The sequence below is a fragment of the Azospirillum sp. A26 genome, from assembly GCF_042604635.1.
In the GTDB taxonomy this organism is placed as follows: Bacteria; Pseudomonadota; Alphaproteobacteria; order Azospirillales; family Azospirillaceae; genus Azospirillum; species Azospirillum palustre.
Window position 1 is genome coordinate 1,736,701 of the sequence record NZ_CP170472.1, and the last position, 22,564, is coordinate 1,759,264.

Annotated in this window: 21 protein-coding genes; 8 read left to right on the plus strand and 13 right to left on the minus strand. The window is 67.2% G+C overall.

From position 1 onward, the window contains the following. Positions 1-1,001 precede the first annotated feature (1,001 nt). Positions 1,002-1,259, plus strand: a complete 258-nt coding sequence (locus ABNQ39_RS08840) for a hypothetical protein (protein WP_376956934.1) — start codon at positions 1,002-1,004, stop codon at positions 1,257-1,259. A gap of 266 nt (positions 1,260-1,525) precedes the next feature. Here the strand turns inward: ABNQ39_RS08840 and ABNQ39_RS08845 are convergent, their stop codons facing one another. Next, on the minus strand, positions 1,526-2,071 hold the full coding sequence (locus ABNQ39_RS08845; RefSeq protein WP_376956936.1) for a GNAT family N-acetyltransferase: 546 nt from the start codon (positions 2,069-2,071) through the stop codon (positions 1,526-1,528). A gap of 361 nt (positions 2,072-2,432) precedes the next feature. On the opposite strand from ABNQ39_RS08845, the gene ABNQ39_RS08850 reads away from it, so the two are divergent. From ABNQ39_RS08850 to glyS, 4 genes are all read left to right on the plus strand, one after another. Further along, complete coding sequence (locus ABNQ39_RS08850; protein WP_109445826.1) at positions 2,433-2,882, plus strand: hypothetical protein; 450 nt, start codon at positions 2,433-2,435, stop codon at positions 2,880-2,882. Between the two features lie 132 nt (positions 2,883-3,014). Next, positions 3,015-3,314, plus strand: coding sequence for a hypothetical protein (locus ABNQ39_RS08855; RefSeq protein ID WP_376959772.1), 300 nt, complete (start codon positions 3,015-3,017; stop codon positions 3,312-3,314). Between the two features lie 144 nt (positions 3,315-3,458). Continuing rightward, positions 3,459-4,355, plus strand: coding sequence for a glycine--tRNA ligase subunit alpha (locus ABNQ39_RS08860; RefSeq protein ID WP_376956938.1), 897 nt, complete (start codon positions 3,459-3,461; stop codon positions 4,353-4,355). Positions 4,356-4,359: 4 nt separating this feature from the next. Continuing rightward, on the plus strand, positions 4,360-6,462 hold the full coding sequence (glyS, locus tag ABNQ39_RS08865) for a glycine--tRNA ligase subunit beta (protein WP_376956940.1): 2,103 nt from the start codon (positions 4,360-4,362) through the stop codon (positions 6,460-6,462). Positions 6,463-6,493: 31 nt separating this feature from the next. Here the strand turns inward: glyS and ABNQ39_RS08870 are convergent, their stop codons facing one another. Both ABNQ39_RS08870 and ABNQ39_RS08875 read right to left on the minus strand, forming a co-directional pair. Continuing rightward, positions 6,494-7,132: a chemotaxis protein CheC gene (locus tag ABNQ39_RS08870; protein ID WP_376956942.1), complete on the minus strand. Its 639-nt coding sequence runs from the start codon at positions 7,130-7,132 to the stop codon at positions 6,494-6,496. Between the two features lie 5 nt (positions 7,133-7,137). Then, entirely contained in the window at positions 7,138-7,497 is a 360-nt protein-coding gene (locus tag ABNQ39_RS08875) for a response regulator (RefSeq protein WP_098739258.1), read from the minus strand. Positions 7,498-7,625: 128 nt separating this feature from the next. Between ABNQ39_RS08875 and ABNQ39_RS08880 the strand changes: the two genes are divergently transcribed. The 3 genes from ABNQ39_RS08880 (at position 7,626) to ABNQ39_RS08890 (ending at position 9,495) form a co-directional block, all read left to right on the plus strand. Further along, positions 7,626-8,126, plus strand: coding sequence for a putative toxin-antitoxin system toxin component, PIN family (locus tag ABNQ39_RS08880; protein WP_376956945.1), 501 nt, complete (start codon positions 7,626-7,628; stop codon positions 8,124-8,126). Between the two features lie 133 nt (positions 8,127-8,259). Beyond that, positions 8,260-8,715 carry a hypothetical protein gene (locus tag ABNQ39_RS08885; RefSeq protein ID WP_376956947.1) on the plus strand — a complete coding sequence of 152 codons (456 nt, stop codon included), beginning with the start codon at positions 8,260-8,262 and terminating at the stop codon, positions 8,713-8,715. A gap of 240 nt (positions 8,716-8,955) precedes the next feature. After that, positions 8,956-9,495: a DedA family protein gene (locus ABNQ39_RS08890; protein WP_376956949.1), complete on the plus strand. Its 540-nt coding sequence runs from the start codon at positions 8,956-8,958 to the stop codon at positions 9,493-9,495. Positions 9,496-9,579: 84 nt separating this feature from the next. On the opposite strand, the gene ABNQ39_RS08895 is transcribed toward ABNQ39_RS08890, so the two are convergent. The 10 genes from ABNQ39_RS08895 to gltX all read right to left on the minus strand — a co-directional run bounded on the left by ABNQ39_RS08895 (position 9,580) and on the right by gltX (position 22,562). Continuing rightward, positions 9,580-10,800 carry an HD domain-containing phosphohydrolase gene (locus ABNQ39_RS08895; RefSeq protein WP_376956951.1) on the minus strand — a complete coding sequence of 407 codons (1,221 nt, stop codon included), beginning with the start codon at positions 10,798-10,800 and terminating at the stop codon, positions 9,580-9,582. Between the two features lie 123 nt (positions 10,801-10,923). Beyond that, positions 10,924-12,159, minus strand: coding sequence for an SLC13 family permease (locus ABNQ39_RS08900; protein ID WP_376956953.1), 1,236 nt, complete (start codon positions 12,157-12,159; stop codon positions 10,924-10,926). A gap of 22 nt (positions 12,160-12,181) precedes the next feature. After that, a complete protein-coding gene (locus tag ABNQ39_RS08905) occupies positions 12,182-13,006 on the minus strand; it encodes an MBL fold metallo-hydrolase (RefSeq protein WP_376956955.1) in 825 nt (274 codons plus the stop codon). Positions 13,007-13,224: 218 nt separating this feature from the next. Further along, positions 13,225-15,450 carry a phosphoribosylformylglycinamidine synthase subunit PurL gene (purL, locus tag ABNQ39_RS08910; RefSeq protein WP_376956957.1) on the minus strand — a complete coding sequence of 742 codons (2,226 nt, stop codon included), beginning with the start codon at positions 15,448-15,450 and terminating at the stop codon, positions 13,225-13,227. Continuing rightward, a complete protein-coding gene (gene purQ / locus ABNQ39_RS08915; RefSeq protein ID WP_098739252.1) occupies positions 15,447-16,136 on the minus strand; it encodes a phosphoribosylformylglycinamidine synthase subunit PurQ in 690 nt (229 codons plus the stop codon). Before purQ ends, purL begins: the two co-directional genes overlap by 4 nt. A gap of 112 nt (positions 16,137-16,248) precedes the next feature. After that, positions 16,249-17,475 (minus strand): ammonium transporter, encoded by a 1,227-nt coding sequence (locus ABNQ39_RS08920; protein WP_376956959.1) that lies wholly within the window; start codon positions 17,473-17,475, stop codon positions 16,249-16,251. Between the two features lie 240 nt (positions 17,476-17,715). Continuing rightward, entirely contained in the window at positions 17,716-19,086 is a 1,371-nt protein-coding gene (locus ABNQ39_RS08925) for a TldD/PmbA family protein (RefSeq protein WP_376956961.1), read from the minus strand. 120 nt (positions 19,087-19,206) lie between these two features. Next, positions 19,207-19,638 carry a DoxX family protein gene (locus ABNQ39_RS08930; protein WP_098739249.1) on the minus strand — a complete coding sequence of 144 codons (432 nt, stop codon included), beginning with the start codon at positions 19,636-19,638 and terminating at the stop codon, positions 19,207-19,209. Positions 19,639-19,813: 175 nt separating this feature from the next. Continuing rightward, a complete protein-coding gene (gene cysS, locus ABNQ39_RS08935; protein ID WP_376956963.1) occupies positions 19,814-21,190 on the minus strand; it encodes a cysteine--tRNA ligase in 1,377 nt (458 codons plus the stop codon). Between the two features lie 28 nt (positions 21,191-21,218). Then, positions 21,219-22,562, minus strand: a complete 1,344-nt coding sequence (gene gltX / locus ABNQ39_RS08940; RefSeq protein WP_376956965.1) for a glutamate--tRNA ligase — start codon at positions 22,560-22,562, stop codon at positions 21,219-21,221. Positions 22,563-22,564: the final 2 nt, after the last annotated feature.

Sequence of the window (22,564 nt, forward strand, 5' to 3'; positions counted from 1 at the left end):
TCTTGGGATCGTCGCCAGCCGCTGCCGGGCCCTGCGATGCGGAGGCCGACACCCCAGGAGTGGCCGCAGCGGACGTCGCCGAAGCGGACTGCGCCGCGGCGGAGGTGGCCGACGCGGAGGTTGCCGATGCCGACATCGCCGACGCGGAATGAGCGGAAGCCGGAGCGGCGACCGCCGAGAAAGCCGGAGCCGGAACAGCCGACGCGGACTGCGCCGCAGCCGAGAACGCCGACGCAGGGGCGGCAACCGCAGAGAAGGCCGGGGCCGGAACAGCCGACGCAGACTGTGCGGCAGCCGAGAACACCGACGCCGGAGCGGCGACCGCAGAGAAGGCCGGGGCCGGAACGGCCGACGCAGACTGCGCCGCAGCCGAGAACGCCGAAGCAGGGGCAGCGACCGCAGAGAAGGCCGGAGCCGGAACAGCGGACGCAGACTGCGCCGCAGCCGAGAATGCCGAAGCAGGGGCGGCAACCGCAGAGAAGGCCGGGGCCGGAACGGCCGACGCAGACTGCGCCGCAGCCGAGAACGCCGAAGCAGGGGCAGCGACCGCAGAGAAGGCCGGAGCCGGGACCGCCGACGCCGACTGCGCCGCAGCCGAGAACGCCGACGCCGGAGCGGCAACCGCCGAGAAGGCCGGAGCCGGGACCGCCGACGCCGACTGCGCAGCAGCGGAGAATGCCGACGCCGGAGCGGCAACCGCAGAGAAGGCCGGCGCCGGGACCGCCGACGCCGACTGCGCAGCAGCGGAGAATGCCGACGCCGGAGCGGCAACCGCCGAGAAGGCCGGAGCCGGAACGGCCGACGCCGACTGTGCGGCAGCCGAGAACGCCGACGCCGGGGCGGCAACCGCCGAGAAGGCCGGGGCCGGAACAGCCGACGCAGACTGTGCGGCAGCGGAGGTCGCGGACGCCGAGGTTGCCGACGCCGAAGCCGCCGAAGCGGAGGCGGATGCCGACTGCGCGGAGGCGGAGAAGGCGGGGCCCGGAGATGCCGACGCGGAAGTGGCGGAAGCTGACGTGGCCGAGGCCGACGTGGCGGAGGCAGAGGTCGCAGACGCCGAAGTGGCGGAGGCGGAGGTGGCGGAAGCCGACGTCGCCGAAGCCGAGGCGGCGGTAGCAATCGACTCGACCGCCACCGCGCTGTCCAGACCGCTCTCTTTGCCCGTCAGGGAGTTGAAGGCGTCGGCAGCGGCGCTGTGGACATGGTCGGGAAGGACACCGCCGAACCCGCTCTGTGCCAGCAGGGCTTGCTTGCCCTGAATATCGAGGGCGTTCAGCTGATTACGGAATTCGCCGTCGGTGGCGAGGCGCTTAATGAGGGCGAGTGCCTGTTCCTTGGCCATTTACGGGCCCCTCCTGCAATCGGTCAGCCAATAGGATTGCTGCGAATGGAATGCAACGGCTAAACCAATAGCATAGGCAATCCGCAAAAATTCTAGTGAAAATGCACAAGAATCGGCGATTGCCTCGGAAATTTTACGTCCGGCACAGGCGCTCCCGACACCGGCACGGTGGGGCGCATGGCTTTAGAGCAATAGGCCTTCCGCAATACGCCGCCTTGCGCGCCATTCCTCGCGCGTCTGGTGCCAGACATCCGCCTCCGGCGGGTTGACCGGCTCAGGCAGCAAGGTTGTCCCGCGCACCTCCGCTCCCAGCTTGCGCGCCACCGCCTGCGAGGCCCTGTTGCGGGGATGGATGGTGTGAATGACTTCGGTCCAGCCGAGATGGTCGAACACCCAATCGATGGCTGCGACAGCGCTCTCGACCGCATAGCCCCGGCCCCAGCAATCCGGCATGATCGCCCAGCCGATTTCCGGCCCCGGCCAGCCATCCGGCACCCACGGCCCGACCCGGCCGACCCACCGGCCGGTCTCCTTCTCGATGACGGAGAACATGGCGAAGCCCTGGATCGACCAGGCGCCCGCCATCGACAGGAAGCCACGCCAGGCGACCGGACGCGACTGCACGCCACCGATGAACTCGGTTCCCTCCGGATTGGCCATCATCGCCGCCCAGCCATCGAAATCGTTCGCCTGGGTCGGGCGCAGGATCAGGCGAGCGGTTTCCAGCATCGGTTCATCCCTGGGGACCATCATCGCGCCGCCTCGATCATCAGCAAAAAGCGCAGCCATGCCGCGAGAACCCTCCTACACACCGCCCGAGGGAAAGATCGGGGCGAAAACTTCACAACCGAAGCGTATTTATTGAAACCCGTTCGGCAACGGATGCAAGAAACATCATTCACAAGCATCGAACCTGCGTCCAGAGCGAACTGTCGGCACCACCACTGCACAGCATGACCTTGACCGAACACATTAGGCTTTCTGGGCTAGAGCGACGCCGTGAATCGGATCCCATATAATAGGGCGATGCCCGGCCGTTCCACGCGGTCCGGGCGGACAAAAAGAACAGACACTAGTACGGAGCATAACGATGTCGCGGTTTCGGATGGCTATTCTGGCCCTGGCGGCGGTGAGCGGCGCGACCCTGGCCCTCTCCGGTTTCAGCGGCGGCGCTGCAGCCCAGTCCAAGCTGGATTCCTCGGGCAAGCCCGTTTGGGACGAAAGCCACAACCAGCGTCCGACCGCGGCCAGCGACCGCGCGCTGCCGGCCGGCGTGGTGACCCTGCGCACGGCGACCTCCGCCCCCGGTCTGCTCGGCGTCTATGCCGTCAACGGCCTGCCCTTCGACATCGTGCTGAGCCGGGTCGACGCCACCCAGTGCATCAACATCGTGCCGGAGGATTGCGGACTGCTCGGCACCGACATCCGCGTCGCCACCGGGACGGAGGTTCTGGTGCGCAGCGTGCGGCAGGCCGACATGACCCGCACCTATGGCGTGGTCCCGGTCTACAACTGGCGCCCGGCCGTCGCCGCCAAGTAAGGCTGTCGCTGTCGCAGGACCGCCGCATGCTCTCGCGGCGGTCCCGCCACCCTCAACTCCCCCGTCTATTTCCTTGACTTCCCGTCACCTGCGGGCTGAATGCCTGGAAGATCAGACGGGTTGCCGGCGATGATGTCCTTGTCCAAGATTATTCTTCTGGCGCTGGTGATCGGCGCGGTCTGGTTCGGCTGGCGCTGGGTCAACCGCGTGCAGGAGATCGGCCGCGCCCGCAGCGCCGCCCGTCGCCAGGACGCCCCGCCTCAGCGCGGACGGCGCGACGGCGGCGACGGCGGTGCGTCCGCGCGCAGTGCCGGCGCGCCTGCCCCGGCGTTCGAGGCGGAGGACATGGAGAAATGTCCGGAATGCGGCGCCTATGTCGCCCCGCGCTCCGCGGTCTCCTGCGGCCGCCCGGCCTGTCCCTACGGCCGCTGACACGGTCACCAACGGCGGAAATCGCCCGCCGCCCTCCCCCGACACGACGCCGCGGCGGCGCGATCTGCCGCGCTGCGGCTTGATTTGACGGTGGCGCCCGCCTATCGTGCGGCGCGTTTTCAACATTTCTATTGTGGACCGTCCATGGCCTCCCAGATCGGGACTTCCGACGGCGGAAATTCCGCCGACCGCCGCGGCCTGTCGTTCCAGGCCCTGATCCTCAAGCTCCACCAGTTCTGGTCGGAGCAGGGTTGCGTCATCCTGCAGCCCTACGACATGGAGGTCGGCGCCGGCACCTTCCACCCCGCGACCACGTTGCGCGCGCTGGGGCCAGAGTCCTGGAAGGCGGCCTATGTCCAGCCGTCGCGCCGGCCCAAGGACGGCCGCTATGGCGAGAACCCGAACCGCCTGCAGCACTATTACCAGTACCAGGTCATCATGAAGCCCTCGCCGGCCAACGCGCAGGAGCTTTACCTGGACAGCCTGCGCGCCATCGGCATCGACCCGGCGCTGCACGACATCCGCTTCGTCGAGGACGACTGGGAAAGCCCGACGCTGGGCGCCTGGGGCCTGGGCTGGGAAGTGTGGTGCGACGGCATGGAAGTGACGCAGTACACCTATTTCCAGCAGGTCGGCGGCATCGAGTGCGACCCCGTCGCGGTCGAGCTGACCTACGGGCTGGAGCGCCTCGCCATGTATGTGCAGGGCGTGGAGAATGTCTACGACCTGGACTTCAACGGCCAGGGCGTGAAGTACGGCGACGTGTTCAAGCGCGCCGAGATCGAATACTCGAAGCATAATTTCGAGTTCGCCAACACCGACATGCTGCTCCAGCATTTCAAGGACGCCGAGGCCGAGTGTCAGGCGCTGGTGGCGCAGAACCTTGCGCTGCCCGCCTATGACCAGTGCATCAAGGCGTCGCATCTGTTCAACCTGCTGGACGCCCGCGGCGTGATCAGCGTTGTCGAGCGCGCAGCCTATATCGGCCGCGTGCGCACGCTGGCCAAGGCCTGCTGTGAAGCCTGGACGGGGGCGAAGTAAAAACATGGCTCAGATCCTGAATAACGAACTTCTCATCGAGGTGTTCTCGGAAGAAATTCCGGCACGCATGCAAGCGAAAGCTGCGCTGGATTTTCGCCGTCTGATCGTTGAGAAGCTTGCGGCCGCTGGTTTGGGCTTCCAAGCTGCTGTAGAGCAGTCCACCCCTCGTCGGATTGCGCTGGTGGTGAATGGACTTCCGGACCGCACCGAAGACGTCAAAGAAGAGAAGAAGGGTCCGCGCGTCGGTTCGCCGGAGCAGGCGGTCGCCGGCTTCCTGAAGTCAGCCGGTCTCGACAGCCTCGACCAGTGCGAGCAACGCGATACCGGCAAGGGCGTGTTTTATTTCGCTGTGACCGAGAAGAAGGGCCGCGAGACCGCCCAGGTGCTGGCGGAGATCATCCCCGCCGCCATGGCCGAACTGCCCTGGCCCAAGTCGATGCGCTGGGGCACCGGCACCGCACGCTGGGTCCGTCCGCTGCACTCGATCATCGCCCTGTTCGGCGGGCGCGTGCTCGACGGCGGCTATGACATCGGCGGCACCCAGGGCCGCATCGTCTTCGGCAACGGCACCCGCGGCCACCGCTTCCTGGCGCCCGACGCCTTCACGGTGGAGAGCTTCGCCGACTACAAGGAGAAGCTGCGCACCGCCAAGGTCGTGCTCGGCCGCGAGGAGCGCAAGGCCAAGATCAAGGCCGATGCCGAGACGCTGGCCAAGGCCCAGGGCCTGACCCTGTCGCCCGACGACGCCCTGCTGGAGGAGGTCGCCGGCCTCGTCGAATGGCCGGTGGTGCTGATGGGCAGCATCGACGAGAGCTTCATGGATGTGCCATCGGAGGTTCTCATCACCTCCATGCGCACCCACCAGAAGTATTTCGCCGTGCTGGACGCCGAGGCCAAGATGGCTCCGCGCTTCATCGTCGTGGCGAACACCGAGACGCTGGACGGCGGCAAGGCCGTGGTCGCCGGCAACGAGCGCGTTCTGCGCGCCCGCCTGTCCGACGCCAAGTTCTTCTGGGACCAGGACCGCAAGACCAAGCTGGAAGCCCGCGTCCCGGCGCTGGAGAAGATTACCTTCCATGCCAAGCTGGGCACGGTGGCCGAAAAGGTCACCCGCGTGCAGTTGCTGGCCGCCGAGATCGCCCGCGCCATCGGTGCCGACAGCGACGCCGCCAGCCGCGCCGCGCTGCTGTGCAAGGCCGATCTGGTGACCGAGGTGGTCGGCGAGTTCCCCGAGGTCCAGGGGATCATGGGCCGCTACTACGCGCTGGGCCAGGGCGAGAGCGCCGACGTCGCCAACGCCATCGCCGACCATTACAAGCCGCTGGGTCCGTCGGACAGCTGCCCGACCGCCCCGGTTTCGGTTTCGGTGGCGCTGGCCGACAAGATCGACACGCTGGTCGGCTTCTTCGCCATCGACGAGAAGCCGACGGGATCGAAGGACCCCTACGCGCTGCGCCGGGCCGCACTTGGCGTGATCCGTCTGGTGCTGGAGAACGGGCTGCGGGTGAAGCTGGGAGACATCTTCGCGGCGGCCCATGGCGCCTACAAGGTCAGCGGCTTCGCCCCGGCCGACAACGTCGGTGGCGACCTGATGTCCTTCTTCGCTGACCGCCTGAAGGTGGTGCTGCGCGAGCAGGGCGTCCGCCACGATCTGGTCGATGCGGTGTTCGCGCTCGGCGGCGAGGACGATCTGGTCCGGTTGCTGGCCCGCGTGAAAGCTCTCCAGGCGTTCGTCGGCTCCGACGAGGGCGCCAACTTGGCAGCAGCTTACAAGCGTGCCTCCAACATCGTCCGCATCGAGGAGAAGAAGGACGGCGCGAGTTTCGACCAGCCGGTCGATGCCGACCGTCTGGCGCAGGACGAGGAAAAGGCGCTGTTCGCGGCGCTGAACGAGGCCTCGGCCACCGCCAAGCCGCTGCTGGACGCGGAAGACTTCACCGGCACCATGGCGGCGCTGGCGAAGCTGCGCGGCCCGGTGGATGCCTTCTTCGACAAGGTCACGGTGAACGCGGAGGACAAGGACCTGCGCGCCAACCGCCTGCGCCTGCTGACGCAGATCCGCACGACGCTGAACGCGGTGGCCGACTTCTCGAAGATCGAGGGATGATGAAATCGGGGGGCGTTCGCGCCCCCCTTTTTTACAGCCCCGCCAAAGCCCGCCGGATCGCCTCGCGGAAGGCATCGAGCGATGCGATGTCCAGCAGGAACAGCGCGTGACCGCTGGCATCGCCAGCCGCCAGCGCCATGTCGATGCGCACGAACAGCACCGGATCGGTGCCGGACCCGATCACCGCCGCCGGCGCGCCGGCGCCATAGCCCGGAACCGCACCCGACAGCTCGCCGCCGATCAGGTTGGACAGGCTGGCGAGGCAGCCGTTCAGGATGATGTTACCGATCTCGGTCAGCGCGTCCTGCTCCATCTCGCCCGGCGCCTCGGCAGCGGGGTCGACGGGGACGAGGCGGCCGACCAGGGCCAGCGTGCCGCGCTCGGGGAAGATCAGCATCGCTTCGCCGGTGAAGGGGCCGGTGAAGGCACCGCGCACCGCACAGACCGGCTGGTCGCCATCCAGCTCGTCGCCGACCTCGCTGGTGATGCGGGCACGGGTCGAGACCGCGAAGGACGGCACCGACAGATGAACCTCCTCCCCCAGCATGGAACTGAGGCCGGCGGCCGCCTCACCCATGCCGATGTTGAACAGTTCGGCGATGGCGTCGGCCTCGTCGGCGTCGAGACGGAGCGGGTTGTCCGCCGATGGAACCGATCCGGGCTGTCCCATCGCCGTCACTGCCCGGCCGCGGCGAGGAAGTCACGGATCTTGTCCGAGGTGATCGGCTTGGCAATGAAGCGGACGCCCAGCGCCTCGGCCTTGCGCCTCAGCGTGTCCTGGACGTTGGCGGTCAGCAGCCCGATGGGCAGGCCGACGAAACGCTCCTTCAGCCGTTCGGCGAGAGCAAGCCCGTCCATGCCCGGCATGTTGTAATCGACGATGGCGGCAACCGGCGGCACCTCGCCGACGATCTCCAGCCCCTCCTCGCCGCTCGCCGCGGTGACGATGGTCCAGTCGGGCCGCAAGGAGGCGATAACGCTGGAAACCATGTTGCGCGCAAGTCGGCTGTCGTCGACGACGAGGATGCTGGTCATGCCGATACTTCCGTCCTAAAGAGTCCGTTCACACCTTACCGGGTTATTACCGCAAAGCGTTCCTGCCCACAACAGACGCCTCGTATCAGGCCCGACGACTTCAACCGACACAGCCCTGCAATATATCAATGCTCAGTTCCGACAAAGCCGCCTCCGACACGGTTGGTTCCCCCATCCGCCCCCCCGTCCGGGCCGTGCTCGACACCAACATCCTGGTGGCCTATGCGCTGCTGGGAAATGCCACCGCCCGGCGCCACGATGCGATCCGCCGGTGCGTGGAGCAGGTGCGTGCCGACCGCGGCCTCGTCGGCAGCAGCGAAACGCTGGCGGAGCTGCGGGAGGTGCTGATGCGCCCCACCTTCGACCGCTATGCCGCCGCGGCCGATCGCCACGCCTTCCTGGAGCGGGTCGGCGAGGAGATGACTCTGGTCGCACCGGCCGCGGTCGGTCGGCTGTGCCGCGATCCGGAAGACGACATGTTCCTGGCCGCCGCCGTCGGCGGCTCGGTTCCCTGGCTGGTGACGGTCGACCGCCAGCTTCTGTCGGTGCGCCAGGCCGGTGCCACACGCGTGCTGCGGCCCGAGCGATTCCTGGAGGCGGTGGCTGTCCAGGATGTTCCTCAGGCATAGCCCGACAGAATCCACTCGACAAACCGACCGCGATTTCTAGAATGAAAAGAGAACACATCGCAAACTGCGAGTGAACGGGATTGGCTGCCGCAGCGCTGGCGGCATCGATGGAGCGCAGGGGGCATCTGCAGCGATGAGCGTCCAACGGCTATTGTTCGACGACCTGCCGGAAAGCGAGCCGGTGCGCAAGCCGCGCCGGGCGCGGGCTTCCGCGACGGGCGCCGCCCCCTCGACCATGGCCGCCCAGGTCGCCGTGGACATGGTGCGGGAAGCCGCGCCGCTGCCCCGGGCGGCAATGGCGGCGACCGTCGCGACCCTGCCGCTCGCCCCCCCGGCCCCGCCGCCTCCCCCGCCGGCCTTCGATCCGGCGGCGCTGTCCAACGCGGAATTGCGGGCTCTGGTGCAGGCGCTGCCCGACCAGCGGCTGGCCCATCTGCTGATCGAAGCGGCGCGCGAACTGAAGCGCCGCGCCGTCCCCGACTCCGGGGATACCGACGGCGAGGACGGGGAAGGCGCGGCGGAGCCGAACCCCGCCCTGCTGCGCGCCGCACGGCAGGCGGTGGGAGAGCTTTCGGGCGAGGATTTCTGACACGCCAGTCTCACTGCCCCAGTCTCACCGCTGGGTGCGTCCCTTCGTCAATAAAGTTTCCGAGACAAAGCACACGGCTTTATGTCATGATCCCTTCCAGCCCATGCTTTATGTACCGCATCGCACAATAAAGCGGTATCAAAGCGCCACCGGGCACGCCGAACCCACATGCGACGTCTCCCGGAGGGAGCTTTGGACTGGATTTCGTGGTTGCAGGAATGGGGGAATGCCTTTTACCCGATGGCCTTTGTCTGGGCCTTTTTTGAAGGTGAAACATTTGTAATCTTCGGCGGGATGGGCGCCAAGCTCGGTATCGTCAATCTTTACTGGCTGGTCGGGTCGGTGTGGGTCGGCAGTTTCCTGGGCGATCAGGTCTGGTTCTGGTTGGGCCGCCGCTGGGGCAAGAAGGCGCTGGCCCGCTTCCCCTCCGCCGATGCCCATGCCTGCCGGGTGCTGGGTTGGCTGGAGAAATACGGCGTCGCCTTCATCCTGGTCTTCCGCTTCCTCTACGGCGTCCGGAACATCGCGTCGGTCGCCATCGGCACCTCGGGGATGCCGTGGTCGCGCTTCCTGTTCTGGAACTTCATCGCCGCCGGCATCTGGGCCTGGAGCTTCGCCGGCGCCGGTTACATGTTCGGTGAGGCTGCCGCCGCCATCGGCGAGGATGGACCGAAGATCCTGCTGCTGACCGGCCTTGCCATCGGCGGTCTGTGGCTCGCCATCAAGAGCATCCGCTGGGTCCGCCGCCGCGCGCTCGCGGCGACCAACCCGGCCGAGTGACCCACATCTGAGCGGGGCTGAGCCTGAGACAGGGCCGGTGCAGGAGGTCATGGACCGCCCGCACCGGCCCTCTTTCGTCAGGCCTCAGGCATCCTGCGTTTCCTGATCCTTCAGCCGCTCCCAGATATCGCCGAACTCCGCATGGCGGGCGGCGAACAGCGCCAGCAGGCGCGGATCGAAATGGACCTTGGGATTCAGCCGGTCGTCGCCGTTCAGCAGGATATCCACCGTCTTCTCATGGCTGAATGACGGCTTGTAGGGCCGGGCGCTACGCAGCGCGTCATAGCAGTCGGCGATGGCGACGATGCGGGCGGCAAGCGGGATTGCCTCACCCGTCAGGCCGAATGGATAGCCGGTGCCGGCCCATTGCTCGTGATGGTACAGCGCGATCTCGGCGGCCATCTTCAACCGGTCCGATGCGACCAGGATGTCGTGGCCATAGACCGGATGGCGCCGCATTTCCGCAAGCTCGCGTTCGTCGAGCCGGCCCCGCTTGTGCAGAACCGCCTGATCGACGCTCATCTTGCCGACATCGTGCAGGGCGGCAGAAAAGCGGATCTCCCGGCAGAAGGCGCGGCTGCAACCGGCCCAGGTCGCCAGCAGGTAAGAGTATTCGTTGACCCGCAGGATGTGGTTGCCGGTGTCCTCGTCATGCACCTCGGCGGCGCGGGCCAGCAGATTGACCGACACCATGAAGGCCCGCTCCGTCTCGGCCTGGAGTTCGGCGACAAGGCGGCGCTCCTTGGTCAGGGCGCGGTTGCGTTCGGTCAGCCGCTCCAGCGTCGCGGCGCGTTCCAGCGCCCGGCCGACGATGTGATTGACCGGGGCGATCATCTGCTCATGGTCGGGCAGAAAAGCCGGCGGCCCCTCCAGCGGGCGGCGGTTGATCAGCTGCACCACGCCGATGGGCCGGTCACGGAACCCCTTGAGCGCGAAGGCCATGATGGACCGGGTGCGGAAGCCGGTGCGCTGGTCGAAGGCCGGGTTGAAGCTGTAGGGCTGGTCCGCCGGAATGGCGTAGGCATCCTCCAGCAGCAGCGTCTCGCCGGTCGCGGCGACATAGCCGACGATGGAGGCTTGGCTGACCGGCACCGAGAACAGGGTCGGCCTGGCGCGGATCACGTCGTTCTGCGCGCTGACCGCATCGAGATGCCGGTGCCGTCCCTGCCCGCGCAGCATGAAGACTGTGCCGGCCTCGGCACCGGTCAGGTCGCGGCACTTGCGCAGCACCCGATCGCTGAGCGATCGCAGCGACTGGTTCGGGGCACTTTCGATAAATTCAAGGAATTGGCCGACCAGACCCACAGCGTTCCCCCACCCCGGCGCACGACAATGGCGCTCCGAACAGAGTACCCCATTTGTCGCACCCGGAAGAAGGGGCTTGCGGTTCCGAAAGTCACGCTCTGATCACAGGTCACAGCCTGCCCGTCACAGCCCCATCCACCCACCGGCCCATAGCCAGACCGCCGCCACCGCCATCGACAGCAGAGCCATCGGCACGCCGCAGCGCGCATGCTCGACGAACCCCAGCTTGACGCCGGCAGCAGCAGCCCGCTCCGCCACGATGATGTTGGCGAGGCTGCCCGGCAGCAGCAGGTTGCCGGCCAGGGTCGACAGCAGCGCCAGCCCGTAGAGCGCCCCTTCCGGCGGGGATGGCCAGGCGGCCAGCAGCAGGATCACCGCCGGAACGTTGCCGATAGTGTTGCTGCCCGCCAGCGACAGCGGCAGCATCACCGCCAGCCGGTCGGGAAGCCATCCTGCCGCACTTAGATCGTTGACCAGCGCCGTCGGGATGCCGGTCAGCCCCAGCGCATGGTTGATCGCAAAGAGCGCGCCGAACAGCACCAGAAGATGCCAGTCGACCATGCCCAGCATGTCGCGGCTGGCCATGCGGCGGCTGACCATCATGATGCCGGCGATCAGCAGCACCGCATGTTCCTGCGGGATGTCGCGGGTGAACAGGATCAGCAGAACGAGCGTCGCCGCCACCGCCTTGCCCAACTGCCAGCGGTCGAGCTTCGGCGCCGCCTGGACGGCGTCCTCGTGCCCCTCCTGCGGCATGCCGAAACGGCCGCGCCAGACCAGCCAGACGGTCGCATAGGCGATGGCCATGGCCGCCAGTGCCGGGCCGCCGCAGATCGCCAGGAAGCGCCAGAAATCGAGATGCCCGACCTGACCGATCAGGATGTTCTGCGGGTTGCCGATCATAGTCGCCGCCGACCCGGCATTGGCGGCGCCCGCCAGCCCGATCAGGTAGGGCCGCGGGTCCAGCTTGCGCGCCTGGAGGCCCAGGCACAGCATCGGCGTCATCGCGAAGACGACCACGTCGTTCGCCAGCACCGCCGACAGCCCGCCGGCAACCAGCACGATCACCCCAAGGAGCCGCGCCGGCGACTTCGCCGCCTGCGCCACCTTCAGGGCGCACCAGTCGTAGAAGCCGCTGCCGGCATATTGCGCCGACAGGATCATCAGACCCAGCAGGATGAAGATCGTCGGGAAGTCGATGGCCGACACGGCGGCGGCGGTATCCAGCGCCCCGGTCGCCAGCAACAGGATCGCTGCGACCAGCGCGATGCCGGTGCGGTCGATGCGCAGGCCGGGAAAACCGCCCAGCGCCATGCCCAGATAGGTGGCGGCGAACAGAATCAGGATGGTTGCGGTCATAATGCCCGATGCACAGGGAATGTCAGTCGAGGGAAATGGTGGTTCCCTCACGCGCGGCGAAGCAATTTGCGAACTCTGCCTTGGCCGCCGCCTCGATCCGCTCCATCGTCGCGTCGTCGTGGTCGGGATCGTGGTGGAACAGGCCCAGCGTCTTCACATGGGCCGCGCGGGCGATCCGCACCGCTTCCATCCAGGTGGAATGGCCCCAGCCGATCCGTTGCAGCCACTCCTCGTCGGTGTAGGTCGAGTCGTAGAGCAGCAAATCCACCCCATCGACAAGGTTCAGGATGTTGCGGTCGGGGTGGTCGGGCACATGTTCGGTGTCCGTCACATAGGCGACCGACCGGCCCTGATACTCGATCCGGTAGCCGGTGGCGCCGTCGGGATGGTTCAGCGCCGCGGTGTGGATGCGCACCCCGCCCTCCAGCTTGAAGCTGTGGCCGGGCGGCACCTCAAGGAAGCTCAGGTCACCGCCCATGGTGCGCAGAGGTACCGGGAAGAGCGGCCGTTCCATCTGGCGCGCCATCACCGATTCGATATCGGGACCGCCATTGAGATGGCCGGAGATGACGCGAAGGCCGAAGCCCTTGGTGTAGGCCGGCGCGAAGAAGGGAAAGCCGCTGATGTGGTCGAGATGGGTGTGACTCAGCAGCAGCGTGGCGCCGGTCACCCCTTCGGCCAGGAGCTTGCGCCCCAGCATCCTCAGCCCGGTGCCGGCGTCGATGATGATCCGCTGCTTGCCCGCCTGCACTTCGACGCAGGAGGTGTTGCCACCGAACCCCAGATGCGAGGCCATTGGGCAGGGAATGGTGCCGCGCACGCCCCAAAAGGTGACTGAAAACCCCATTCCCCGCCTCCAGGCGCGCTCATATGCCGATCCGACCCTTTGGAGCGGCGAGTTTAACGCGATTTGTCGGTCTGTACACGACAGAGCTTGAACGGTGGAGGGTGCTCGCCGCTCCCCGGCCGGAAAAAGAAACGGGGCCGCCTCGCATGAAGCAGCCCCGTCGACCTCGATCGGTCATCTCGATCAGGCTTGGCCGTTTTCCTTACGACCCGGCCGTCTTACAGTTCGGCGGCCATATAGGTCGGCAGCCAGCCTTCGTTCGCCTCGCGCAGACGCTTCAGCGAGACGATCTCGCCACCGCGGCCCGACAGCGAGGTGCCGCGGGTTTCGCCCAGCACGGTGACCGGAACGCCGGCGGCCTTGGCCTTCTCCTGCACCGTCGCGGCGACGTCCGGACGGACGGCCAGGACGTAGCGGCCTTGGTCCTCGCCGAACAGCACGCGGACATGCTGGCCGTCGAAGCCGGTCAGGTAGGCACCGATGCCGCCGGCCAGCGCCATCTCGGCGATGGTGACGATCAGGCCGCCGTCGGCCGCGTCGTGACTCGACACCACCAGACCCTCGTGGATCAGGCCGCGCACGAAGTCGCCGTTGCGGCGCTCCACCGCCAGATCGACCGGCGGGGGTGCCCCCTCCTCGCGGCCGAGGATCTCGCGCAGGAAGATCGACTGGCCGATATGGCCCTTCGTCTCGCCCACCGCGAGGATCACGTCGCCCTCACCTCGGAAGGCGATGCCGACGGCGATCATCGCGTCCGGCATGATGCCGACGCCGCCGATAGCCGGGGTCGGCAGGATCGCCTCGCCGTTGGTCTCGTTGTAGAGCGAGACGTTGCCTGACACGACCGGGAAGTCCAGCGCCTTGCAGGCCTCGCCGATGCCCTGAACGGCACCGACGAACTGGCCCATGATCCGCGGCTTCTCGGGGTTGCCGAAGTTCATGTTGTCGGTGATGGCGAGCGGCAGGGCGCCCACCGCCGACAGGTTGCGCCACGCCTCGGCCACTGCCTGCTTGCCGCCTTCGACCGGGTCGGCGAGGCAGTAGCGCGGCGTGCAGTCGGTGGTGATGGCGACCGCCTTGGTCTGGCCCGGCACACGGACGACCGCGGCGTCGGCCTGACCCGACATGAAGCGGGTATCGCCGCCGACGAGGCTGTCATACTGCTCCCAGATCCAGCGTTTGGAGGCCAGATCGGGGCAGCCGAACAGCTTGGTCAGCGTGTCGCCCAGTTCCTCGGTGTAGCCATCGAACACGCTGTCGGCGACATCCGAAGCCTTCGGCGTCGGCTCCCACGGGCGGTTGTATTCGGGGGCGGCGTTGGACACCGGGGCGATCGGCATGTCGCACCAGGTCTCGCCATACATCTTGATGACGAGGTTGCCAGTGTCGGTCAGGTGGCCGATGACGGCGAAGTCCAGCTCCCACTTGTCGAAGATGGCCTTCGCCACCTCCTCACGGCCGGGCTTCAGGATGATCAGCATGCGCTCCTGGCTTTCGGAGAGCATGATCTCATAGGGCGTCATCGCCTCTTCGCGCATCGGCAGGGTGTCGAGCGTCAACTCGATGCCCAGACCGCCCTTGCCGGCCATTTCGACCGACGACGAGGTCAGGCCGGCGGCACCCATGTCCTGGATGGCGACGATGGCGTCCGTCTCCATCAGCTCCAGGCAGGCTTCGATCAGCAGCTTCTCGGTGAAGGGGTCGCCAACCTGCACGGTCGGGCGCTTCTCCTCCGAATCCTCGGTGAACTCGGCCGACGCCATGGTGGCGCCGTGGATGCCGTCGCGGCCGGTCTTGGAGCCGACATAGACGACCGGGTTGCCGATGCCGGCGGCGGCCGAATAGAAGATCCTGTCGGTCTTGGCGACACCCACGGTCATGGCGTTGACCAGGATGTTGCCGTTGTAAGCCGGGTGGAAGTTGGTCTCGCCGCCCACGGTCGGCACGCCGACGCAGTTGCCGTAATGGGCAATGCCGGCGACCACGCCCGACACCAGATGGCGGGTCTTGGAATGGTCGGGCGAGCCGAAACGTAGCGCGTTCATGTTGGCGATGGGTCGGGCGCCCATGGTGAACACGTCGCGCAGGATGCCGCCGACGCCCGTCGCCGCGCCCTGGAAGGGCTCGATGTAGGACGGGTGGTTGTGGCTTTCCATCTTGAAGATGACGGCGTCGCCATCGCCGATGTCGACCACGCCGGCATTCTCGCCGGGGCCGCAGATCACCTGCGGGCCGGTGGTCGGCAGCGTCTTCAGCCAAACCTTCGACGACTTGTAGGAGCAATGCTCCGACCACATGACCGAAATGATGCCCATTTCGGTGAAGGTCGGGGTGCGGCCCAGGATGTCCAGGGCGTTCTGGTACTCCTCGGCGGACAGGCCGAACTCCTTGGCGAGTTCGACGGTGACCGGACGCTCCTGCGCCTTGGTAGCTTCAGCGCTCACGACAGGGCCTCCACCAGACCTTCGAACATGGGCTTGCCGTCGGTGTTGCCGTGCAGGGCCTCCACCGCGTCCTCGGGGTGCGGCATCAGGCCGAGCACGGTGCGCTTGGCGTTGAAGATGCCGGCGATATCCGTGACCGAACCGTTAGGATTGCCGCGCGGATCGGCGCGGGCCTCGTCGGCGATGTAGCGGAAGGCCACTTGGCCCTCGCCGTCCAGACGCTTCACCGTTTCGGCGTCGGTCCAATAGTTGCCGTCGCCATGGGCGATCGGGTAACGCACGACCTGACCCTTGGCGTATTTTGCCGTGAAGGGGCTGTCGGTGTTCTCCACCCGCAGATGCTGGACACGGCAAATGAACTTCAGTCCGCCGTTGCGCATCAGCGCGCCGGGCAACAGACCGGCCTCGGTGATGATCTGAAAGCCGTTGCAGATGCCGAGCACCCGCACGCCCTGATCGGCCCGCGCCTTCACCTCGCGCATGATCGGCGAATGCGCCGCCATGGCGCCGGAGCGCAGGTAATCGCCATAGGAGAAGCCGCCGGGCACGACGATCAGGTCGACCTTGGGCAGTTCGGTGTCGCGGTGCCAGACCAGATGCGGCTTGGTCCCGCTGACGGCCTCCAGCGCGGCGACGGCGTCGCGTTCGCGGTTGGAGCCGGGGAAAACGACGATGGCGGCCTTCATGGGGCGGTCAAAATCCGGCGTCGTGAGGGGGAGGAGTTCGCGCCGGACACTAAAGCCGCCGCCCCGGCAAAGCAAGAGTCGGCCAAGGGGCGGCGGCGTTGTGCGCGGCGCATTACAGGGTCGGCGCGTCCTCTTCCGGGTACGCGGTGATGTGGTGCAACGACAGGTCGGCACCCTTGTACTCCTGCTCGGGATCGAGGCGGATGCCGACGGTGACGCGCAGCAGGCCGTAGACCGCCAGACCCGAGGCGAAGCCGAAGCCAGTGCCGCCCAGCGTACCGACGATCTGGCTGAGGATCGACACGCCGCCAAGACCGCCCAGCGCCTCCTGCCCGAAGACGCCGGCCAGCAGCCCGCCGGTCAGGCCGCACAGACCGTGCAGCGGCCAGACGCCCAGCACGTCGTCGATCTTCCAGTCGATCTGGCATTTGTTGAAGGCCCAGACGAACAGAAGCCCGGCGATGCCGCCGGTGACCAGCGCGCCCAGCGGGTGCATCACGTCGGACCCAGCGCAGACCGCCACCAGACCGGCCAGTGCGCCGTTGTGGACGAAGCCGGGATCGGTGCGGCTGATGACCAGAGACGTGACGATGCCGCCGACCATCGCCATCAGCGAGTTCAGCGCCACCAGACCCGTCACGCCGTCCAGCACCTGGGCGCTCATCACGTTGAAGCCGAACCACCCCACGCACAGCACCCAGGCGCCGAGCGCCAGGAAGGGAATGTTCGACGGCGGAATGGCGATCAGCGAGCCGTTCGGACGGTAACGGCCGCGGCGGTTGCCCAGATTCAGCACCGCACCGAGTGCCACCCAGCCGCCGAAGGCATGCACCACCACCGATCCGGCGAAGTCGTGGAAAGGCTGGCCGAAGGTTGCGGCCATCCAGCCTTGCAGGCCGAAGCGGGTTCCCCAGACCGTGCCTTCCAGCAGCGGGTAGAACAGCGCGATCAGCGCCAGCGTGGCGCCGGCCTGCGGCCAGAACCTGGCGCGCTCGGCGATGCCGCCCGAGACGATGGCCGGCACCGCGGCGGCGAAGGTCGCCAGGAAGAAGAACTTCACCAGATCGTAGCCATAGGCCGCGAAGCCGCCGCTTCCCTTGCCGACCAGCGTGTGGGCGTCGGCGAAGAAGTCGATGCCGTAGGCCACGGCATAACCGACGAAGAAATAGGCGATGGTCGACATGGCGAAGTCCGACAGGATCTTCACCAGCGCGTTCACCTGATTCTTGCGCCGGACCGTCCCGACCTCCAGTAGGGCGAAGCCGCAATGCATCGCCAGCACCATCACCGCGCCCATCAGCACGAAAAGGACGTCGCCACCCGTCTTTGTCGCATCCATTTGCACAAACCTTCAGCATTTCGCCTAAAAAAGCGGCAGATTGCTAACAGATAAGGCAGATATGCGCAAGAGCCCAGCTGACGTTTGGACAGGCAGAGTGGCGGAAATGCAGCACAAAAAGCGGGCGAACCCGCTTTGGGTTGCCCGCTGTCTGCGCAAGAACGATGCCAAATGATGAAGAGACGGGCGGAGATGCCTCCGCCCTGAGCGGCTTGAACGCCGGCGCTCACATACCGGCGCCTACATTCCGGCGATGGTCATGCCGTCGATGCGCACGGTCGGCGCATCCATGCCGAAGCGCAGTTCCAGGTCGTCGGCCGCCTCCATGTTCAGGAACATGTCCTTGAGGTTGCCGGCGATGGTGATCTCGTTGACGGGATAGGTGATCTGGCCGTTCTCGATCCAGAATCCACCGGCGCCGCGGCTATAATCGCCGGTGACGCCGTTTACGCCCATGCCCATCAGGTCGGTGACGTAGAAGCCGTCCTTGATCTCCGCCAGCATGTCGGCGCGGCTGCGCTTGCCGGCCGCCATATAGACGTTGGCCGGCGCCGGGCCGGGCGGGCCGGAGGTGCCGCGGGCGGCGTGGCCGGTGGTCGTCAGGCCGAGTTGCCGGGCGGACCGCAAATCGAGCAGCCAAGTGGTCAGCACACCGTCCTCGATCAGCGTGCGCCGCGACACTTCGACGCCCTCGGCATCGAAGGGACGGGACCGCAGGCCGCGCTTCACATGCGGGTCGTCGACGATGGTGATGGAGGAGGCGAAGATCTGCTGCCCCATCCTGTCCTTAAGGAAGCTGGTGCCGCGGGCGATGCTGGGCCCGCTGATGGCGCCGGTCAGGTGACCGAGCAGGCCGCGCGACACCCGCGGGTCGAAGAACACCGGCACCTTGCAGCTCTTGACCCGGCGCGGGTTCAGGCGGCGGACGGCACGCTCGCCGGCCTCGCGGCCGATCTCGGCGGGGTCGCGCAGGTCGGCGCCATAGACCTTGCTGTCATAATCATAGTCGCGCTCCATCCCGGTGCCGGTGCCGGCCAGGACGGAGGCCGACAAGGACTGGCGCGATACCCCGTAGGTGCCGGCGAAGCCGTTGGAGGCGGCAATCGCGATGGTCGAGCGGCTCCAGCCGGCATCGCCGCCTTCGGAATTGGTGACGCCCTGGACCGCCAGCGCCGCCTCTTCGGCGATTCGCGCGCGCTCGATCAGCGTTTCCGCCGACGGCTCCTCATCGTCGCAGATGTCGAGGTCGGGCCAGCTGCGGGACAACTGCTCCGGATCGGCGATGCCGGCGAAGCCGTCCTCCGGCACCACGCGGGCCATGGCGATGGCACGCTCGACCAGCTCGTCCAGCGCCTTGCCGCTGCGGTCGGTGGAGGAGACGATGGCCTGCCGCTTGCCGACGAACACCCTGAGGCCGAGATCGCCGGATTCGGAGCGCTCCAGCTTCTCGGTCTTGCCCAGCCGGTGGGCGAGGGACACGGACGCGCTGTCGAACAGCACGGCATCGGCGGCATCCGCACCGGCGGCGCGCGCCTTGGCGATCAGGTCGTCCAGCAAATTCAGGACCCCGGAGGACTCCGTCTTGTGCTGGTCGTTCGGCGAAACGGTCATCAGGCTCTCCGGTTGGTCTCCGTCCTGTCTACCAAATGGGACGGCGACGCGGAACGGGGAAGAGGCAAATTGCCCCCTCCCCGCTCCGCGCCGCCGTCGAATACCGGTTTCGGTTGCGGATCAGGCCAGTTCGCGACGGTCGGCCGGGGCGCCCAGCGCCGGAACCTTCAGGGCGAAGGCGCCCTCGCCCAGCAGCGACTGCACCACCAGCAGGACCGTCCAGAAGGCCGGGAACTCCCAACCGCCGCCCTGCGCATTGAACACCCAGCCATTGCCGACATGCTGGAGCGTAGCGCCGATCATCAGCGGCAGCAGGGCCAGCGCGATCCAGCGGGTGTAGACACCGGCGATCAGCAGCAGCCCGCCGCCGATCTCGCCCAGGATCACGAGATAGGCGAAGAAGCCGGGATAGCCGATGCTCTCGAAATACCCGACGGTGCCGGGAATGGTGAAGGTCAGCACCTTCAGCACAAGGCCGTGCGCCAGGAACAGCAGGCCGAGGCCAACGCGCAGCAGGAAGGCGGCATAGGGGGCGGTGCGATTGTCGATCATGGTCAGGGTCTCCTCAGTCAGGGTGGCCGGTGAGGGCCGCGTTTTGTCTGAGGAGGAGATTAGGCCGGATCGATGCGCAGGATAATCAGCAGAGTTGGCGAAGGTTTGTTGTGCACCAGGGAACAATAACGGACAGACCGCCCTTTCCCTCATTGGAAAAGGGCGGATCGACCAATTACCCCCGCTTCCAGGTCGTGCCCTGTGGACCGTCCTCAAGGACGATGCCCTTGTCGGCCAGTTCCTTGCGGATGCGGTCGGCCTCGGCGAAGTTCTTCGCTGCGCGGGCTGACTTGCGGTCGACGATCAACTGCTCGACTTCGGCGTCGATCAACCCTTCGGCCCCGCCGGTCGGCGCCCAGCGGAACCATGCCTCCGGATCCTGCTGCAACAGGCCGAGCTGTTGTCCGGCCGCCAGCAGCGCGCCCTTGGCCGCGGCCCTCTCGGCATCGCTCTTCGCCTTGTTCACTGCGGTCGCCAGTTCGTGCAGATGCGCGATGGCGAGCGGGCTGTTCAGGTCGTCCTCCAGCGCCGCCAGTACGTCGAAGGGCAACTCGGCGGGAATCGCCGCCGGCTCACCGCGCAGGGCCTGATACCAGCGGTCGAGCGTGCCCTTGGCCTGCCGGATGCCCTCGCGGGTGAAGTCCAGCGGCTGGCGGTAATGGGCGCTCAGCAGGGTCAGGCGGATCGCCTCGCCCGGGAACTCGTCCAGCAGGTCGTGGACGGTGAAGAAGTTGCCGAGCGACTTCGACATCTTCTCGCCTTCGACCGTCACGAAGCCGTTGTGGACCCAGGTGCGGGCCAGCCGGTCGGTGCCGTTGGCGCAGCAGCTCTGGGCGATCTCGTTCTCATGGTGCGGGAAGATCAGATCCAGACCGCCGCCATGGATGTCGAAGGTGGCGCCGAGATGCTCCTTCGCCATGGCGGAGCATTCGATGTGCCAGCCCGGACGGCCGCGGCCCCAGGGGCTGTCCCAACCGGGCTGGTCGGGGCTGCTCGGCTTCCACAGCACGAAGTCGGAGCTGTCGCGCTTGTAGGGCGCCACCTCGACCCGCGCACCGGCGATCATGTCCTCCAGCGAGCGGCGGGACAGCTGGCCATAGCTCGGCATCGACGGCACGGAGAACAGCACATGCCCTTCCGCGGCATAGGCGTTGCCGCGCTCGATCAGCGTGGCGATCAGCGCGATCATCTGGCCGATATGCTGGGTCGCCCGCGGCTCGATGGTCGGGCGCAGCGCGTTCAGCGCGTCCATGTCGGCATGGAACAGGTCGGTGGTGCGCGCGGTCAGCGCGTCGATCGGCTCGCCGCTGTCCCGCGCCCGGTCGATGATCTTGTCGTCCACATCGGTGATGTTGCGGACATAGGTCACCGCCGGATAGAGGCGCGAGAGCAGCCGGAACAGCAGGTCGAACACCACCACCGGCCTGGCGTTGCCGATATGGGCCGTGTCGTAGACGGTCGGACCACAGACATACATGCCGACATGGTCCGGGCGAAGCGGCTCGAAGCGCTCCTTACGGCGGGTCAGCGTGTTGTAGAGGTCCAACGGCACGGTCCGAACTCCTGGATGAAGAAAGGTTTCAGGCGGTTTCGCCGGCCAGTCGCCGGAGGCTGCGCGCCCGTCCGATCAGGGGTAGCAGGTTCTTCAATTCCGGTCCATGGTCGCGCCCGGTCAGCGCACGGCGCAGAGGAAGGAACAGCTCCTTGCCCTTGCGGCCCGTCGCCCCCTTCACCGCATTGGTCCAGGCGCCCCAAGTGCCGAGGTCCCACGGCTCATCGGGCAGCAGCGCCGCCGCCTGGGCCAGGAAAGCGGCATCCTCCACCAGCGGCGTCACCGGCGCATGGGTCACCGCCCACCAGTCCCGCGCGTCGCTCAGCCGCGCCAGATTGGGCCGCACCGCCTCCCAGAAAGCGGCATCGACTCCGGTCAGGCCCAGCGCCTCCAGCCGGGCAGCCACCGTCTCGAACGGCGTCAGGTGCAGGATGCGGGCGTTCAACCGGCCCAGTTCCTCCGGATCGAACTTCGGCGTGCCGCGGGCGATCTTCGACAGGTCGAACTCCACCACCAGCTCGTCGAGCGTCAGCCGCGCCTCGATGGGATCGGAGGTGCCGAGCTTCGCCAGCAGGCTGTTGACCGCCATCGGCTCGATGCCGTCCTCGTCGCGCAGGCTGCCGACCGACAGGCTGCCCAGTCGCTTCGACAGCCCCTGCCCGCCGGCATCGGTCAGCAGCGGCAGATGGGCGAAGGTCGGCACGGCTGCGTCGAGCGCTTCAAATATCTGAATCTGCACCGCGGTGTTGGCGACATGGTCCTCGCCGCGGATGATGTGGGTGATGGCGAAGTCGGCGTCGTCGACCACGCTGGTCAGGGTGTAGAGCGGCCGGCCATCCTCGCGGATCAGCACCGGATCGCTCAGCGCCGTGCCCTCGAACCGCACCGGTCCGCGGACGAGGTCGGTCCATTCCACCGGAGTCGGGTTCAGCTTGAAGCGCCAATGGGCCTTGCGCCCCTCCCCTTCCAGCCGGGCACGATCCTCGTCGGTCAGGCGCAGCGCGGCGCGGTCGTAGATCGGCGGACGGCCCTGCGACACCAGACTGGCGCGCTTGAGGTTCAGTTCCTCCGGCGTCTCGTAGCAGGGATAAAGCCGGCCGGCGGCCTTCAACGCCGCTGCCGCCTCGTCATAACGCGGATAGCGGTCGCTTTCGCGGGCGAAACGATCCCAGGTCAGGCCCAGCCAAGTGAGGTCAGCCGCGATGGCGTCGGCGAATTCCTGGGTGGAGCGCTCCTCGTCGGTGTCGTCAAGCCGGAACATGAAGCTTCCGCCGGTCTTGCGCGCAAACAGCCAGTTGACGAGGGCAAGGCGCACATTGCCGACATGGATGCGGCCGGTCGGGCTGGGGGCGAAACGGACGGCGGTGGACATGG